Annotated in this window: 14 protein-coding genes and 2 pseudogenes; 12 read left to right on the plus strand and 4 right to left on the minus strand. The window is 51.9% G+C overall.

Annotated elements, in window-relative coordinates:
* Positions 1-77: 77 nt before the first annotated feature.
* The 4 genes and pseudogenes from ACQUTI_RS22295 to ACQUTI_RS22310 all read left to right on the plus strand — a co-directional run bounded on the left by ACQUTI_RS22295 (position 78) and on the right by ACQUTI_RS22310 (position 2,815).
* Positions 78-344, plus strand: coding sequence for a DUF1778 domain-containing protein (locus ACQUTI_RS22295; RefSeq protein ID WP_004098921.1), 267 nt, complete (start codon positions 78-80; stop codon positions 342-344).
* Positions 332-814 (plus strand): GNAT family N-acetyltransferase, encoded by a 483-nt coding sequence (locus ACQUTI_RS22300; protein ID WP_004098919.1) that lies wholly within the window; start codon positions 332-334, stop codon positions 812-814. The genes ACQUTI_RS22295 and ACQUTI_RS22300 overlap by 13 nt, the downstream gene beginning before the upstream one ends.
* Before the next feature lie 207 nt (positions 815-1,021).
* Positions 1,022-2,368 (plus strand): annotated as a pseudogene (locus tag ACQUTI_RS22305) (ISNCY family transposase).
* 48 nt (positions 2,369-2,416) lie between these two features.
* Complete coding sequence (locus tag ACQUTI_RS22310) at positions 2,417-2,815, plus strand: helix-turn-helix domain-containing protein (protein WP_049084174.1); 399 nt, start codon at positions 2,417-2,419, stop codon at positions 2,813-2,815.
* A 142-nt stretch (positions 2,816-2,957) separates the two neighbouring features.
* On the opposite strand, the gene ACQUTI_RS22315 is transcribed toward ACQUTI_RS22310, so the two are convergent.
* Positions 2,958-4,490, minus strand: coding sequence for an IS3-like element ISKpn38 family transposase (locus ACQUTI_RS22315; protein ID WP_428923371.1), 1,533 nt, complete (start codon positions 4,488-4,490; stop codon positions 2,958-2,960).
* 511 nt (positions 4,491-5,001) lie between these two features.
* Here ACQUTI_RS22315 and hxsD point away from each other — a divergent pair.
* From hxsD to ACQUTI_RS22355, 8 genes and pseudogenes are all read left to right on the plus strand, one after another.
* Positions 5,002-5,274, plus strand: coding sequence for a His-Xaa-Ser system protein HxsD (hxsD, locus tag ACQUTI_RS22320; protein WP_000333416.1), 273 nt, complete (start codon positions 5,002-5,004; stop codon positions 5,272-5,274).
* Positions 5,274-6,662 carry a His-Xaa-Ser system radical SAM maturase HxsB gene (hxsB, locus tag ACQUTI_RS22325; protein WP_428923372.1) on the plus strand — a complete coding sequence of 463 codons (1,389 nt, stop codon included), beginning with the start codon at positions 5,274-5,276 and terminating at the stop codon, positions 6,660-6,662. Before hxsD ends, hxsB begins: the two co-directional genes overlap by 1 nt.
* The gene (gene hxsC, locus ACQUTI_RS22330) at positions 6,655-7,767 is read left to right on the plus strand and encodes a His-Xaa-Ser system radical SAM maturase HxsC (RefSeq protein ID WP_000005560.1); all 1,113 of its coding nucleotides are present in this window, start codon (positions 6,655-6,657) and stop codon (positions 7,765-7,767) included. Before hxsB ends, hxsC begins: the two co-directional genes overlap by 8 nt.
* The gene (hxsA, locus tag ACQUTI_RS22335) at positions 7,764-8,399 is read left to right on the plus strand and encodes a His-Xaa-Ser repeat protein HxsA (protein ID WP_004118217.1); all 636 of its coding nucleotides are present in this window, start codon (positions 7,764-7,766) and stop codon (positions 8,397-8,399) included. The genes hxsC and hxsA overlap by 4 nt, the downstream gene beginning before the upstream one ends.
* Positions 8,400-8,955: 556 nt before the next feature.
* Positions 8,956-9,333 (plus strand): IS66-like element accessory protein TnpA, encoded by a 378-nt coding sequence (gene tnpA / locus ACQUTI_RS22340; protein ID WP_004114613.1) that lies wholly within the window; start codon positions 8,956-8,958, stop codon positions 9,331-9,333.
* A 10-nt stretch (positions 9,334-9,343) separates the two neighbouring features.
* Positions 9,344-9,688, plus strand: coding sequence for an IS66 family insertion sequence element accessory protein TnpB (gene tnpB / locus ACQUTI_RS22345; protein ID WP_225545459.1), 345 nt, complete (start codon positions 9,344-9,346; stop codon positions 9,686-9,688).
* A 49-nt stretch (positions 9,689-9,737) separates the two neighbouring features.
* Positions 9,738-11,276 carry an IS66 family transposase gene (gene tnpC / locus ACQUTI_RS22350; protein WP_225545453.1) on the plus strand — a complete coding sequence of 513 codons (1,539 nt, stop codon included), beginning with the start codon at positions 9,738-9,740 and terminating at the stop codon, positions 11,274-11,276.
* 37 nt (positions 11,277-11,313) lie between these two features.
* A pseudogene (locus tag ACQUTI_RS22355) lies at positions 11,314-11,691 on the plus strand (IS66 family transposase); the annotation flags it as partial.
* A 1,822-nt stretch (positions 11,692-13,513) separates the two neighbouring features.
* On the opposite strand, the gene ACQUTI_RS22360 reads toward ACQUTI_RS22355, so the two are convergent.
* From ACQUTI_RS22360 to ACQUTI_RS22370, 3 genes are read right to left on the minus strand one after another with little or no spacing between them, the layout of a single operon-like run.
* The gene (locus tag ACQUTI_RS22360; protein WP_224994986.1) at positions 13,514-15,247 is read right to left on the minus strand and encodes an ABC transporter ATP-binding protein; all 1,734 of its coding nucleotides are present in this window, start codon (positions 15,245-15,247) and stop codon (positions 13,514-13,516) included.
* Between the two features lie 7 nt (positions 15,248-15,254).
* Positions 15,255-16,202, minus strand: a complete 948-nt coding sequence (locus ACQUTI_RS22365; protein ID WP_004118225.1) for an acetamidase/formamidase family protein — start codon at positions 16,200-16,202, stop codon at positions 15,255-15,257.
* Positions 16,203-16,246: 44 nt separating this feature from the next.
* A complete protein-coding gene (locus ACQUTI_RS22370; protein ID WP_004152278.1) occupies positions 16,247-17,851 on the minus strand; it encodes an ABC transporter substrate-binding protein in 1,605 nt (534 codons plus the stop codon).
* Positions 17,852-17,859 lie beyond the last annotated feature (8 nt).

Here is a 17,859-nt window from a genome sequence, read left to right on the forward strand (position 1 = left end):
TTTGAGATGTGTAGCATTTGCTATACGTTCGTGTTGTGTTATTCTTGTATACCAATTGCTATACAGGAGAGGTGTGTATGAAATCAGATGTTCAACTCAACCTAAGAGCTAAAGAGTCTCAGAGAGCACTCATCGATGCCGCTGCAGAGATCCTTCATAAATCGCGAACCGACTTTATCCTAGAGATTGCCTGCAAGGCTGCGGAGAATGTGATCCTTGATCGCCGTGTTTTCAATTTTAACGACGAACAGTATGCAGAGTTCATCGATATGCTCGATGCACCAGTCGAGGATGATTCCGCCATTAATAAACTACTGGCAAGGAAACCTCAGTGGGACGTATAACCGCGCCCGAGCCGTTATCCAGCGCTCATCAGCTGGCTGAGTTCGTCAGTGGAGAGACAGTCCTCGATGAATGGCTAAAACAGAGAGGTTTAAAAAATCAAGCTCTTGGCGCTGCCCGAACGTTCGTTGTTTGCAAGAAGGGTACGAAGAAAGTAGCTGGTTTTTACTCTTTGGCCACCGGTAGCGTTAACCATACGGAAGCTACAGGCAGTCTTCGGCGTAACATGCCAGATCCTATACCTGTGATTATACTCGCTCGCCTGGCGGTAGATGTCTCATTGCACGGAAAAGGGGTTGGTGCCGATTTACTCCACGATGCAGTTCTACGGTGTTATCGCGTAGCTGAGAACATTGGCGTTCGTGCGATAATGGTTCATGCGCTTACTGAAGAAGCCAAAGGTTTCTATGCTCACCATGGATTTAAGGCATCACAAACTCATGAGAGGACTCTGTTTCTAAAGCTTCCATGACTGGTTGCTGGAGTGGGAAAGTAGCAGGCCACTGCCTCAACATATTGATTTTTATTTCGTTTATTATTGAATTTAACATAATCTTTGTTATGCGAACCGGCTTTGTCAGCACAAAGCGTTATTGTCGTCTCAGCACAATTCACACGCGTCGTGTACGCTAAGCCTTCATTTTGCTCAGCACAGGACCGCGATCTTATGTTGGTGACTATGACAGACAAAGAACTTTACCGGCTTGGCATCATTCAGCGAGTATTTGACCGGGCTTTGCTTCAGCGCGACGCTGCAGATATTCTTGAACTCAGTGTTCGTCAGGTGCAGCGTCTTGTGCGCCTGTACCGGACAGATGGCGCAACCGCGTTTGCATCTTCCCGCCGTGGACGTCCTGCAAACAACCGGATCGATGAAGAAACACGCTGTAAAGCCCTGGATTTGATCCGGTGCCACTATTCAGATTTTGGCCCAACGCTCGCAACCGAAAAACTGGCTGAACGCCATCATATTCATCTCTCTGTTGAAACCGTCCGTAACTGGATGACAGCCGACGGTCTCTGGCGTCCTCATTCCCGCCGGCGAACCCGGGTTTACCAGCCACGCTATCGTCGCGACTGTCTCGGCGAACTGGTTCAGATCGATGGCTCTCACCATGACTGGTTCGAAGGCAGAGCCCCAAAATGCTGTCTTCTGGTCTTCATGGATGATGCCACCGGTCGCCTGATGCACCTGCGATTCTGTGATTCAGAAAACGCGTTTGACTACATGATGGCTACCCGGCAATACATTGATAAACATGGTAAACCTGTCGCATTTTACAGCGACAAGCATGCGGTGTTCAGGGTCAGCGGACCGGAAAGCCGACGTACCGGCACAACCCAGTTCGGACGGGCTCTCCGGGAACTGGCGATCGAATTGATTTGTGCCAACAGCAGCCAGGCAAAAGGTCGCGTGGAACGGGTAAATAAAACGCTCCAGGATCGCCTGATTAAAGAGATGCGCCTGCAGAACATCAGCTCGGTTGCTGAAGCCAATCAGTGGATTGAACATTTCATGTCCGATTTTAACCGTCGTTTCTCCCGGCCGGCAAAATACCCTAAAGATCTGCACCGTCCGGTCACACAGAGTCCACTGGAGCTGAATGATATCTTCGCCTAGCAGGAGCTGCGGACCTTATCGAAAGCACTGACTTTTCAGTATGATAAAGTGATGTATATCATTGAACCCACTGAACAAAATTCGCGCATAGCAGGTGAAAAAATTACCGTTTATGATTACCCTGACGGAAGCATTGCTTTCCGGCATCTGCACCGGCCACTGGGCTATAAGATTTTCGATAAACTGGCCTGCGTTGATCAGGGTGCGGTTGTTGACAACAAACGACTGGGTGCCGTTTTGAAACTGGCGCAGCAGAAACAGGACGAGCTGGAGGCTGAAGGAAAGCGAATGCGCAGCAAAAAAATGCCCCGCAGGCGTGCCTAGGAGCGCGTACTGGAAGAGCTAAGGGCGATCAATCCGGTGCTGGCCAGCCCGCAGGATTTTGTCCCCAGCCTGAAGCGCTGAGCCCTTCCCTCACCTGCAGATCTGACACGGCTGAATGATGAGAGAAAAATGGACGACAAAAAACCAGTGCTTCTGACATTACATGAAGCGTTGCGCCTGGATTTGATTGAGGCCTATGTGGCGCGGGAAATTACGCTGGCAGAAGTGGCGGAATCCATGGAGCTCACCCGTCGTCAGTGCTCCCGCCTGATTAAACGCTATCGTGAGCTGGGGCCAGCTGGTCTGGTCAGCCGGCGCCGTGGAAAGCCCGGCAACCATCAGTTAAACACCACCATCAGAGACCAGGCCCTGCAGCTTATTCGCTCACGCGGCCGGGGTATGAATCCGACAGCAATCTGGCGAATACTGACCACAGAATACAGTGTCCGGATTTCAAAAGAGACCGTTCGGAAACTGATGATTACTGAGAAAGCCTGGCATCCGCGACCATCCTTCAGGCCTGACTAAGACTAAAGAAGGAATTTTCCAGACTCTCCCAGACGTCATCTCTGACTTGTTTTGAGCACGACATTTCAACATTGGCTAGACAGGCTTTGTAGAGGCTCAATGCTAATGTCTATTTGGGGGCTGCGGATGTTTTCCTGGACTGTTATGTTGTGATCCCAAGATGCTGCCGGTACTTCACAGGACTCATTGCACCTAATGATAGCTTGATACGTTTCTCATTATACCAGCGTATGTACCTGTCCAGGAAGCAGATAAATTTTTCCAGCGTGATACCCGCCCAGTCTCTGCCATAGAACATTTCGTTTTTGATACGCCCGAAGAAGCCTTCACACGCAGCATTATCCGACGAGCATCCTTTGCGCGACATGGACCTTATAAGTCCGGAGGTGTTGATACGCTCAAGCCAGCCCGGCCACCGGTAATGGCCACCACGATCGCTGTGTATCACCGGTTTATCATGTTCGCTGAGCGTATCGAGTGCGTCATCGAGCATCGTATTCACCAGCGTCGCGTCCGGGCGTGTTCCTATCGACCAGCTTACAACCTGGCCATCAAAGCAGTCGATAACCGGCGACAGATAGACTTTTCCAGCCGGAAGCTGGAACTCCGTAATATCGGTCAGCCACTTCTCATTTGGCCTGCAGGAACTAAAATCCCGGGCGAGTAAATTTTCCGGTGCCGGACCGATTTCGCCACAGTAAGAGTTATATCGTCGTCGCCTGGTGCGCTTAACAACGAGCTGCTCTTCTGCCATCAGTCTGCGGACAACCTTTTCAGAAATAACTCTGTTGTTACTGCGAAGCATCGCGTGAAGGCGCCGGTAGCCGTAACAGCGGTAATTCTCCTCAAAGATATCGGCCATGATCACGCGTATTTCCGCATACTTATCGTACAGACGTTTGCTGGCTTTGTGGTAAAAATAACAGCTGCGGGCAAGTTGCAGAACGCTTAGCAACTCAGCAACGGGGTACTTTTTCTTAAGGGCATCAACTATCAGGGTTTTCTCCCTGTTTTTCAGTTTCAGAAAGCTGACGCCCAGATCTTTTTTTATCAGTTCATTCGCCTTTGTCAGTATGTCAAGTTCGAGCTGCAGCTGATGAACCTGCTTCCTGAGACGCTGGATTTCACCGAGTAAAGCATCCTGATTTTTATCCTGAGGGGCTGCCTTTCGTTTGCGCCTGGATTGATAAGCCTCGTCACTGATAAGGTCTTTCTTCCATTTGTACAGGACCGGGACGCTGACGCCTATGCTTTGTGCAACTTTACGCGCGGTTCCACGTCGGTTACAGAGCTCCCGGACGGCCTGAGACCTCTCTTCCGGGCTGAAGCATTTGCTTGTGCCTGAGCGAATGACCAGGGGACGCGCATTTGGGTAAAACTCTTCAATCCAGCGCTTTAGAATTTCGTTACTGGGGTAGCCGATGGCTCGGCGAGTGTACGACAGGCAACCACCGTGAGTAAGATAATGCTCAACAGCAGCAATTTTCTGTCTACGTGAATAGCGTTCTCTTGGTTTTAATTCCCTGGGTAAATCGCCCTTCTCTTCATAAATCCGAACCCAACGGCCCAGCTGTTTTGTGGAAGGATATCCCAGCTCCATGACGACAACGGAGGCTTTCTTTCCGTACCGGTAATAGAGTTCGACGGCCCGAATCCGGTCCTCGTATGAATGCATAAATTAACTCCTGAAGGTCCAGGAATTTGTCCGCACTTCCCTCCAACGACTAGTCTAAAACTAGTATTAAGACTATCACTAATTTAAGTGATACCAACTGTCTGGAGATTCATAGGGCCAGTCTATGGCGTCCTGAAGACCGGAACCGTTTTTAATGACGAAGACCTGAAACCGGTACTGTCAACCTGACTATACCAGGCTGGCATTAGACACAAGGTAATGCTCACTGCAATAAGTGAGCGCAGTCCGTTATGAGCGAACAGCGGAAGTTCGGAATGCATACTTACTACGATGCATGTTAAGCAATGGGGAGCAGGTCAGACGGGCAGCTATGAACGAGAAGCAGAGGTTCACAATTGGTGATGGCATTACGAACGTTGCGATATATTGATCAACGGCACGCTAGTCACCTGTAACATACCGATAGATATGTTGTATCATTGTTTCTATAGGAAAAATCTGCTTTGAAGAAGTTGCTGGGCGTGATTATTTGCATTGAAAGGTGATGGCAATGTGCGAAAGGACGTTTGAAAAAGAACTTTATTCTGAGTGGGTTATACGCAATAGCCTATACTGGATGACTCCACTTACTCGATGGAAACTCCTTGAGGAGTTGTCCTCTTGGACGATCTCTTTTGAAAACGATAGTCCCGAATGCCTCTATGAATTCGAGAGACTGCTGAATGATTACGCTTTGCGAGAAAAGCTACAGCATAAAACAGGGGCGTTGAGAGATTCTATTGTCCATAAAGTGCTTCGCAGCGTAGATGAAAGGCTTTCGTAATGGAATTGATGCCATTCAATTTTGACAGATTGCCTAATGGACGGGTTTTTATAAGCAACCTCGCAGGCTTTCATCACTTCATTAATGAGCAAGAGCTGCTTGATCTTTCTGATGAGCAAATCAGTGCGGAGCAATCAAACCCACTAGAAAGCAAGCTGTTCATAACCAACGAAAGCTCATCAGCTATTGCTCCCTATGCTTTAAGTTCTGCTTTTGCAAAAAGATTGATGAATGAACTGGCGATCAGGCCAATTTTCATGATTGTGCCCACATTGCGTTGCGACCATACCTGCAAGTATTGTCAGGTCAGTAGAGCTTCAGTGAACGCCTCTGGTTATGATCTAGATCCCGATCTCATCCCTCATATCATTTCGACTATCAAAAAACTATCGATACCACCTTACAAGATAGAGATACAGGGTGGAGAGCCACTCTTGCGGTTCGATTTAATTCAGTCTATCTATGAGCAATGTACTGAAACGTTGGGAAGCTCCGATTTTGAGATGGTGATAGCATCAAGCCTGTCTGTCTTGAATGAGGATATGCTTCAATGGTCGAGAGGCAGGAACATAACGTTCTCTGTTTCGCTTGATGGTGAGGAGGTTGTTCACAACAGTAATCGAATTCTTGGTCATGGGCTTGCTTACAGTAGAACAGTATCAGGAGTAGAGGCTATCAAACGGTCTTTAGGCGCTGGTCGCGTTGCAACGGTTACTACAGTTACTAAAGATCTTATCAGGCATCCTGAATCGATTGTCCAGGCTCACTTGTCTCTTGGCCTCAAGGACATGTTTATCCGACCTGTTAGTCCCTATGGGTTTGCACAAAAAGCATCGTTCAAATTTTCTATGGAGGAATACTTCAGTTTCTATGCCTCGTTGATAGATGAAATCCTTAAGATGAATAATGAAGGGATAAGGGTTGTGGAACATTCGGCCTCCATTCATCTGAAAAGGATCTTCAATCCCGGCTTTAGTGGTTATGCGGATTTAAAGTCGCCAAGCGGGGTCGTGCTTAACAGTATTCTTTTCAATTATGACGGTCGAGTATATGGTAGCGATGAGAGCCGTATGTTGCAGAAGGTGAACCCTGAAACGGAGTTCAGTGCGGGTGAGGTTAAAACGCTATCATTTTCTAAGAGTCCTTACTATAACGCAGTGTTGAGTTCATCGTTCAATTTTGCTCTGCCGGGTTGTGATACATGTGCATATCAACCATTTTGCGGTGCAGATCCATGCCAGAACATAAGTGTACAGGGTGAGCCTGTCGGTGATAGGAGTCGTTCAACGTTTTGTCAGTATCACAAGGGGATGTTCAGGTATCTGATGAACTGCATCTCAGAAGGTGGTCCGAAGGCTGAGATGCTAAAAGGATGGGCATATGTCTGAGGTTATTAGGAACGATATCTTTCATTTTGCTTCAAAAAAGAATGTGCCCACGGGGTTCTATCGGTTATGCAAACAAAAACCAATGAACCCTTTATTCTTTTTACCCAATTTACTGGTAGTTGCTGAAGGCAATAATGATGCCATTCAACCATGCTTTGATTTCTCTGTTATTAGCACTGAATTATATGAGTCAATTGAAGATGGAGATATTGGGATAATCAACAATGGCAATATGATACGCGTAATTCTGTCCCGCAGAGCCAATCATAATACTGTCTTAGTAACGGAACGCTGCAATAACTTGTGTCTGTTTTGTTCGCAGCCACCAAAGAAATCAAATGATGACTGGCTACTTACCCAATCAGCTCTTGCTATAGCTTCATTTGGTTTGGATGGAGTTGTTGGGGTCAGCGGTGGAGAACCTTTGCTGTATGGAGATGATTTCCTTCACTTCATTGATTTTATCATCGAGAATTCACCAGATACTGCTTTGCATGTTTTAACAAACGGACGCAAATTTTCTGATATCAACTTTACTCAGGAAATGGCAAAGCGAAGCAAAAAGATAAAAATCACCTTTGGTATCCCGCTCTACTCATCAAGACCACTTGTGCATGATCATCTGGTAGGGAATGATGGCGCATTTAATGAAACGGTTAAGGGATTAATTAATGCAGGAAACTCAGGGATTAATATCGAACTTAGAGTTATTCCGACACTGGCTAACTATACAGAATTGGATGATATTGTAGAGTTCGTTGGCCGTGTGTTCTCCAACATCAATCAGATTTCCCTTATGGGGCTGGAATCTATCGGTTGGGCACGAAAGAACTGGTCAACAATCTTCATTGAGCACAGCAGTTATAGTGAGAAAATAATCTCCGCCATAGACGCTGCGCACAGGTCAGGTATACCTCTAACAATTTTTAATTATCCTTTGTGTCATCTTCCCGAAAGAGCTTGGGAGCTTGCTGCTCAGTCGATCTCTGATTGGAAAAATTACTATCCTAAAGAATGTGATGAATGCACTCAGAAGTCTTCCTGTACTGGTTATTTCAGTTCCTCAACAGGCCGTTTTCATCAACCACCGAGACCAATTTTATGAAAAAATTTAATTTTGCTGCTCTACTTCCGGGATTTTTGGCGCTCAATAATTCTGTATGGGCAAGTGATTCATCCACCGGAGCAAGTGATTTGCCTGGTATGACCCTTAATGAACATGATTTAGTGATAGCCCCACTTAACACCGAAGTTCCATTCTACATTGCAGGGCATCGCAGTCATAGCTCCCATCGAAGCCATAGTTCTCACCGATCATCATCAGGTGGCGGGTACTATGGTGGCAGCACTCCTTATTATCCAAAAACATACAGCTCACCAAGCTCATCTGAGTCTTCAAGTTCAGGAACAAGTTCCTCATCGTCCTCTTCCTCTGTGCGTTCGCTTCGTTCTAACGACAATAACAACTCTACTACTACGAATTCTGTTGGAACTACAGAAGCTAACCGTGCAAGTAATGGGCTGACTTCTGGTACAGAGAAGCGTAAGCGCTTAATCATGCGGGTTCAATTCGCTTTGCTGGACAAAGGTTATTACAACGGGAATATTGACGGCATAATGGGGCCTTCCACAAGGCAGTCCATAAAAAATTATCGCATTGCGAACGGACTACCAACACCTGCAACTGAAACGCTGGATACTCAATTATTGAACTCGTTAAATATTTTGGCTCGTTAAATCTCAGTGGGGCATAAAATGAAAAGTAATAAATTGCATTAGTCGCGTGCACACTATTGGTCACTAAGAGCAAGCAACGTCCGTGAACCACTCCCCATAAATTAAGATATTGCGATGTTATCAATGTCCGCTTCTGGCACAAAGCAGACGTTAAGACTTACAGCATCGGGAAACTTCTGGATGCCGCGTCAGCGGCATGGAGGCGCCAGATGAGGTTACATGTGTCTGTGGCGTCAAATGGCGCCGAAAGCCCGGCGTAGCCGGTTACCGGGCTATAAATTCTGCCACCCTACCCCCTGCCCTGATTAGCCTTAACCATCTAACAGCAATGAAGAAGTCAAAGTAATCCCTTTTAACCCCGGTGAGCGGGCTTTACGGCGTTTACGACGTAAAGGGCGTGATTTCCGGGGCCTTAGCGGCGGCAGCTTGCTGCTGACGCTTAGGGGGATGTTCTTCAGTTATTTGTAAGCGTACAGCGTGAACCGTCTGGTCATAATCTGAAGCATCCGACAAAGTGGTGTCCACCAAATAAGTAGTGGGAACCAAAGTGTCAGATATGCAGAAAAATATGACTCCCGGCAGGCGTAAAGGCTGCCCTAATTATTCTCCTGAGTTTAAACAGCAACTCGTTGCTGCCTCCTGCGAACCCGGGATATCCATCTCAAAACTGGCGCTTGAAAATGGCATTAATGCCAATCTGCTCTTTAAATGGCGCCAGCAGTGGCGCGAGGGAAAGCTGCTATTACCTTCCTCTGAGAGTCCTCAGTTACTTCCTGTGACTCTCGATGCCACCGCCGTACAACCAGAACCGCCCGCTGAGGACTCAGAGCTCAGCATCTGCTGTGAGGTAACGTTCCGGCACGGGACACTCCGCCTCAACGGCACTGTCAGCGAAAAGCTTCTGACTCTGCTGATACAGGAACTGAAGCGATGATCCTGTAAGCATCCCGCTACCAACAGGCACCAAAATCTGGCTGGTTGCCGGTATTACCGATATGAGAAACGGCTTCAACGGGCTGGCTGCAAAAGTGCAGACGGCGCTGAAAGACGAACCGATGTCCGGCCATGTCTTCATCTTCCGGGGCCGCAGCGGCAGTCAGGTTAAACTTCTGTGGTCCACCGGCGACGGGCTGTGCCTGCTGACCAAACGGCTGGAGCGCGGGCGCTTCGCCTGGCCGTCAGCTGGCGATGGCAAAGTGTTCCTGACCCCGGCGCAGCTGGCAATGCTGCTGGAAGGCATCGACTGGCGACAGCCGAAGCGGTTGCTGACCTCCCTGACCATGCTGTAGGCTTCTTTATCCTGGTTGTCGCAGAATAAGCCTGGTAAAATGCTGGCTTATGAATGACATCTCTTCTGACGACATCCTTCTGCTGAAACAGCGCCTTGCCGAACAGGAAGCGCTGAACCGTGCCCTGCAGGAAAAGCTGGCAGACCGGGAGCGCGAAATAGACCATCTGCAGGCGCAGCTGGATAAACTTCGCCGGATGAACTTCGGCAGCCGTTCCGAAAAAGTCTCCCGCCGTATCGCACAAATGGAAGCCGATCTGAACCGGCTTCAGAAAGAGAGCGATACGCTGACCGGTCGGGTGGATGACCCGGCAGTACAGCGCACTCTGCGTCAGACCCGCACCCGCACACCGTTCCCCGAATCACTCCCCCGCGATGAAAAACGCCTGCGGCCAGCGGGTTCCTGCTGCCCGGAGTGTGGTGGTGCGCTGAGTTACCTGGGTGAGGATGCCGCTGAACAGCTGGAGCTGATGCGCAGCGCCTTCCGGGTGATCCGGACCGTACGGGAAAAACATGCCTGCACAAAATGTGATGCCATCGTGCAGGCCCCCGCGCCTTCGCGCCCCATTGAGCGGGGTATCGCCGGACCGGGGCTGATGGCCCGCGTGCTGACCTCAAAGTATGCAGAGCACACACCGCTGTATCGTCAGTCTGAAATATACGGTCGCCAGGGCGTGGAACTGAGCCGTTCACTGCTGTCGGGCTGGGTGGATGCATGCTGCCGGCTGCTGTCCCCGCTGGAGGAGGCGCTTCAGGACTATGTCCTGACTGACGGTAAACTCCATGCCGATGATACCCCGGTCCAGGTGCTGTTGCCGGGCAATAAGAAGACGAAGACCGGGCGGTTGTGGACGTATGTTCGTGATGACCGCAACGCCGGGTCAGCGCTGGCACCGGCGGTGTGGTTCGCCTACAGCCCCGACAGAAAAGGCATCCATCCGCAGACCCATCTTGCGGGGTTCAGCGGTGTGCTACAGGCGGATGCGTACGCCGGGTTCAACGAGCTGTACCGCGATGGCCGGATAACGGAAGCCGCCTGCTGGGCTTACGCCCGCCGTAAAATCCACGATGTGCACGTTCGCACGCCGTCAGCCCTGACGGAGGAAGCCCTGAAGCGTATCGGCGAACTGTATGCCGTGGAGGCGGAAATAAGAGGAATGCTGGCGGAACAACGGCTTGCTGAACGTCAGCGGAAAACGAAACCGCTGCTTAGTACCCTGGAAAGCTGGTTGCGTGAAAAAATGAAAACGCTGTCGCGACACTCGGAGCTGGCAAAGGCGTTCACGTACACCCTGAACCAGTGGCCGGCCCTGACGTACTATGCAGAAAACGGCTGGGCCGAAGCCGATAATAACATCGCTGAAAATGCGCTGCGGATGGTCAGTCTGGGTCGTAAAAACTGGTTGTTCTTCGGCTCAGACCACGGTGGTGAGCGGGGAGCGTTGCTGTACAGTCTGATCGGGACGTGCAAACTGAACGGCGTGGATCCAGAAAGCTACCTTCGCCATGTCCTTGACGTCATAGCTGACTGGCCGGTCAACCGGGTCAGCGAGCTGCTACCCTGGCGCATCACACTGCCAACTGAATAACACATCCCCGTCAATACGGTTCTCGCTGTACGCTTACAAATCCCTGGAAAGCTGGCTGCGTGAAAAGATGAAAACCCTGTCGCGACACTCAGAACTGGCGAAAGCGATCGCATACGCCCTGAACCAGTGGCCGGCGCTGACGTACTATGCAGATGATGGCTGGGCTGAGGCGGACAATAACATCGCTGAAAATGCGCTGCGGATGGTCAGTCTGGGCCGCAAAAACTACCTGTTCTTCGGTTCGGATCATGGAGGAGAGCGGGGAGCGCTGCTGTACAACCTGATCGGGACGTGCAAACTGAACGGAGTGGAGCCAGAAAGCTACCTCCGCTATGTCCTTGACGTCATAGCCGACTGGCCGATAAACCGGGTCGGCGAACTGCTCCCCTGGCGCGTAGCACTGCCGACTGAATAACACATCCCCGTCAATACGGTTCTTGCTGCACGCTTACTTAAATTCTTTGATGTAAACAATATCATACTCAGGAAATAACAACGCCCAGTTCACCTTACGTTCAGAAAGCCGTTTTCTTCTGACCCCTTCGGCTGCACCGAGGGGGACAGTCGCTCAGGCATCCCCGGTAACTCTACCGGGCGTATTGCCATTCCTGAATGAGGATCGCTTTTTAACCCCCGCGATCCGATGGCCAGTATTTCACTATCCCGACAAACATGGCGGGTATCTCAGACGGCCGTCAGACCGCTAACTCACGTACCACCGGTGCCGCCATGGCCAACAGACTCCGAACATGCGTAAGAGTGGAGACACTGGAAAGCTGTGTTCATCCCATTTGCCTTGCCTGGAAATGAAGAAAACTACTTTACTTATTAAAATGTACGTTTGAAAAGTAGACTTCTGCGGTACACTCTGACGGTATCATTTACACGCATCGTGCCGGATGATTTCGGTCCGGACACAGCCTTGGACTAGAGTTCTCCTGGTCTCTAGCACAACCATAATCAGTGCTGGTACGTCAGCCTACTCAGAAAACCATGTTAGCCGGAAAACCGCCTTCTTTCCTCCCCGGCCTGAAGGACGAGGTTTCCCCAAGGCATCACGGTATCTGGTTGCATTATTTTCCACGGCCCCGGGTTGCTGTCTGTGCTGCGATGTTGCCGCCTTTCGCACTAAAAACTTTCACTATCACCTACTGACTGCCTATTCTGCCGAACAATACATTGCACAGCAATTTACGGTTAGTAGCGTCAAACCCGGGTCAGGATCTTAGGCGAAGGTGGGAAAAATACAGCTCAGCATTTCAGACGTTTTCCGCAGCGAGCCGTACCGTCCGCAGTGGGACTACCCTGTGTTCATTGCTGTACCTGACCAACTCGGCCATGTAATCCCTTCCGGCTTTTTCAGCGAGATAAGACCTGCCGCATATAAAAAAGTTGGCTACATGCTACTGGTGAGCGTTCATTACAAACCCAGCTGGTTGAGTACAAAAAACAGACAGCTAAATTTACATTTCTTGCCATGGCCTGCCGTCTGTGCTCCCACCTTTTTACCTTGTTCTGGGTCAATAAAAAAGAAAACATCTATGATGCAAATCACTACATTTACAAATTAGAATGCATCTTGTAAACAAAGACATACATAACTCTATTATGTGTCATCCAGCCTCTGTTCGGTGATACTGCCAGATCACTTTGCGTTAAAACAGAGTCTTTTTTTTGGTGGCAAGACTTCGCTCAACTAGTCGTTCCGTCACAGAAGCGCATATAGTGTCGGAGGCCGCCCTGATTCCCGGAGGCGATATGAACAGAGTGTGTCTATGCATTCTTGTTCTAACTCTCTTTGGCTACCCTGTTGGTAGTCAAAGTGGTTGGTCTATATATGTCAGCCATATCAATGTAAATATTTCTTTATAAATCAGATGGTAATAAACAAAAAAAAACCACCTGCCAGGGTGGTTTTTTTGCGTTTCCTCTTTCACATTAAAGAACTGGCAAGACTTCGCTCACGGCAAATTATGCTTTGTCCATCATAGACCCGCAACGGATTTATTAGCCAAAATGGCGTATTTTCTATGACAGGAATCAACAAAATCACTCACCTGACTGTGCTAATCACCGACAGTGATCAGATGAAATAAAGGCTATTTGCATTTAGGGCATTTTAGACCGGCTCTATGTCCTGCTATGTGCTAACTTTTCCAGTTTAATGGCCTCTCGTCGAGTTGTGTGGCAACAGTGTTGCCACCGGCGGAAATCCGCCGGTTTGAATGCTTTTTTGTTCAGCAGGCGACGAGGTGCCCGTCGCCAAAATCGGTAAAGCGCTGCGGTACTCTCTGATAGCCGATGGGTTTGATCGGTTCTGGTCTTATCGGCATTGCGCTGGTGGCTCGGGGTTGCCGTATTTGCTGAACGTCAGGTATAGGAACGGCGCTGAGCAAGTGCTGAGTATAAGGATGCTGCGGATGGTGCAACACTCGATCTCGTGGGCCGATCTCCACGAGCTGGCCGCCAAACATCACCGCTACCCGGTGGCAGATGCGCTCCACCACCGCCATATCATGGGAAATAAACAGATAGCTGAGCCGATAGCGCTGACGCAAATCTTCCAGCAGCGTCAGCACCTGCGCCTGTACTGAAACATCCAGCGCGGAAACCGATTCATCGGCGATGATCACTTTCGGGTTCAGCGCCAGCGCGCGGGCAATGCAAATGCGCTGGCGCTGGCCGCCGGAAAACTGGTGCGGATAACGCCGCATCGCTTCCGCTGGCAGGCCGACCTGCTGCAATAGCTGCGCCACCCGCTCCGTGCGCTGTACTGCGGGCATCTGCTCATGAATCAGCAGCGGCTCCCCAACCAGGTCGAAAATAGTTTTGCGCGGATTGAGCGCCGCCCAGGGATCCTGAAACACCATCTGCAAATCGCGGCGTACCGCTCTTAACGCCTCGTCCTTCAGGCCGTGCAGCTCCTGTCCGTTAAGCTGCGCGCTGCCGCTAAATGGCACCATATTCATCAGCGCTTTTGCCGTCGTCGATTTACCGCAGCCGCTTTCACCGACGATGCCCAACGTCTCGCCGGGGAAAAGATCGAAGCTGACGCCATCGACGGCATGGACTTCGCGACGCACGCGCAGGCCGTCGCCGCGCACCGGAAAGCGCACGCTGAGGTCGCGGACGCTGAGCAACGGTCGCGTCGCCTCGACCGGCGCCAGCGCGGGCGCCTGGCCCAGCACCGGTACCGCCTGCAACAGCTGGCGGGTATAAGCCGCCTGCGGCGAGGTAAACAGCGTTTTTGCCGGAGCCTGCTCCATGATTTTGCCGTGACTCATGACCAGCACATCATCGGCCATTTCTGCCACCACTCCCATATCGTGGGTGATCAACAGCAGGCTGGTGGAAAACGCCTGCTGCAGTTCGCGCATCAACTCGAGGATCTGCGCCTGAATAGTGACGTCGAGGGCCGTGGTCGGCTCATCGGCAATCAGCACCTGTGGCTGGCACAGCATTGCCATGGCGATCATCACCCGCTGGCGCATACCGCCGGAAAGCTCGTGCGGATACTGTTGCAGGCGCTTCTCCACATGACTGATTTTGACCGCGTCCAGCATCGTGCTGACCCGGCTGCGCCGTTCACGGCGGCCCAGCACTTCGTGGCGTTGCAGCGTCTCTTCCAGCTGCTGGCCCACCGTCATCAGCGGATTGAGCGAGGTCATCGGTTCCTGAAAAATCATGGCAACCGACTTGCCGCGCAGCAACTGCATTTGCCGCTCCGGCAGGCTGAGCAAATCCTGGTTATCAAAAATAATCGCGCCGCCTGGAATCTGTGCCTCCTCCGGAAGCAAACCCATGATCGCCAGCGAAGTCAGCGATTTACCGCTGCCCGACTCGCCGGCAATGCACAGAGTTTTTCCCGGCCAGAGCGCAAAGCTGACGTCATCCACCACCCGCTGTGTACCAAACTGGATCGACAGGCGCTCGACCGAGAGCAGCGGCGCCGGAAATAGGACTGCTGACATAACGCTCCTAATTAAACACGCTGTTGGGAAAATAGAACGACACCACCCAGTTAGGCCGATCGACGATTTCGCTGATGCGCAGATCGCCGCACACGGAGCAGAGCATATAGGCCTCTTCCGCCGACATCCCTTGTTCGCGGCACAGCGCATCGATGGTATAGCTTACCGCGTCGCGGGCGGCGGTCATCAGGTCAGGGCCAATGCCGGTGAAGGCGCTGTAGCCGTGCCGATCCAGATGTTGGGTCACTGGGCCAGGGGTGGCGAAACGCGGCGTTTTCAGCGGCATATCTTTAACCACTTCCAGCTTCACCACCACGTCCATCGCGCTTTCAATCGCCGTGCCGCAGACTTCACCATCGCCCTGCGCGGCGTGGGTGTCACCAATAGAAAACAACGCGCCTTCTACTTCCACCGGTAGCCATAATGTGCAGCCAGCGGCCAGATCGCGAATATCCAGATTGCCGCCCACGCGGCGCGGCGGCACCACCGAATGATGGCCCGCGGCGGCGGGAGCGACGCCGAGGGTACCGGCGAAGGGTTTCAGCGGTACGCGGCCATATCGGCCAAAGGCGCAGGGGGTTAAGCCCTGGCGGTCATATTGCCACAGCGTCAGCGCCGGATCAGAAAACTGATCGGCCAGCAGGCCGAAGCCCGGGATATTCGCAGTCCAGCCAAAGCCGCTGGGACGAAAGGATTCCAGCGTCACCTTTAGCGCATCGCCCGGCTGAGCGCCTTCCACATAGACCGGGCCACTGACCGGGTTGAGCTTATCAAACGGCAGCGTTGGGATATCCGCTGCGGTAGAACCGGCGTTGAACCAGCCGTTAGCCGCATCCAGGCAGTGAAACTCCAGTTGGCTGCCGGAAGCTACGTGCAGGACCGGGCTTAGGCTGTTATCCCAGCCGAAATGATGTTGAGCATGATGAATGGTCTTCACCAGACAATTTTGGCACATCCTGACTCTCCTTTAAGCAGCGGCGCCGTCCCGGCGCCATCAAATTATTTCAGTCCGATATAGTCGTAGTTGACTGGTACATGCACTGGATCGACATACAGCGCGTCCTCGCCCCCCATGCGTGCGGAATGTACGGTGTAGCGCTTCTCGTTGAATACCGGCACCCAGGGCGCGTCATCCATTGCAGTGATGAAGATTTTGCGCCAGGCTTCAATGCGCGCGTCCTGCTGGTCGGGTTTCACCATGCTGTCCGCCGCGGCCGCCTGCGCGTCCAGCGCTTTGTTGCAGTAGCGCGCCCAGTTCCAGCCGCCCTCTACCGCCCCGGCGCAGCCGAGGATCGGGCCATAGAAGTTGGAGGGATCCGGGAAATCGGCGATCCACGCCATGCCGCCGGACCAGACCATCGGCGCTTGGCTGGCGGAGCCGCCCGCCGCAATCACATTCGCCTGCGCCAGGGATTTGATGCTGGCGTGGATGCCCACTTTGGCCAGATCCTGCTGGATAGACTGAGCGATACGCGGCTGCGGATCGGTATTCATCACGTACAGTTCGGTAGCAAAACCGTTGGGGAAACCCGCTTCGCTGAGCAGTTGCTTCGCTTTTGCCGGGTCGTAGCTGAAACCCTGATATGCCTTGTCATAACCGGGCATGGCGGGTGGCAGTGGCTGGTTGGCCGGCGCCGCGCGTCCATTAATGATGCGCACGATGCGATCTTTGTTGACCGCCATGTTCACCGCCTGGCGGACTTTGAGATTATCGAAAGGCGGCAGCGTGGTTTTCATCGTCACGTAGCCGGTCTGCAACTGGTCGCCGGTGACCATCAGGCCCTTATAGGCCGGGTTGTTTTTAAACGACAGAAACTGTGCGGGCGGTACGCCGTCGCCGGCAATATCCACTTCGCCTTTTTCCAGCCGCAGCAGAGCGACCGAGGGATCCTGTCCCATTTCGAACTTTATGTGATCCAGCCGCGGCACGCCGGCTTTAAAGTAGTTCGGGTTTTTGCGGAAGATCAGCTCCTGGCCCAGCTTCCACTCCTGGAGCTCAAACGCGCCGCTGCCGACCGGATGCTTGCCGAAGTCGGCACCCCATTTCTCCACCTCCTCACGGGGAACCACCGAGGCAAAGTTCAGCGCCAGCACATGCAGGAAGGTGGCGTTGGGCTCTTTCAGAGTGATTTTTACCGTATGATCGTCGACGACCTCGATACCGCTCAGGGTCGTGCTTTTACCGCTGGCCTCCTCGTCATAGCCCGCGATGGGACTGAAGAACCCGGCGCCCGGACTTTGGGTTTTCGGGTTGACTGTGCGTTCCAGAGAATATTTCACGTCCGCCGCCGTGACCTCGCGGCCGTTGTGGAATTTCACCCCTTTGCGTAGCACAAAGGTGTAGACCTTGCCGTCCTCGGAAATGGCGTAGCTCTCCGCCAGGTCGTTCACCAACTCGGTGGTGCCGGGACGATAGTCCATCAGGCCGTCGAACAGGCTTTTGATCATCGACCAGTTTTGCCAGTCATAGCCAATGGCCGGATCGAGGGTCGCCACGTCGTTCTGGTAGGTCACCACGATATCGCCGCCGGTCTTCTCGTCAGCCTGCGCGCCATAAGAGAAACAGGCCGCGGCCACCGCCATTGTCAATAACGCATTTTTCATCATCTTCC

The organism is Klebsiella sp. 7-CIP_Kleb. (genome assembly GCF_050378655.1).
Taxonomy (GTDB): Bacteria; Pseudomonadota; Gammaproteobacteria; order Enterobacterales; family Enterobacteriaceae; genus Klebsiella; species Klebsiella quasipneumoniae.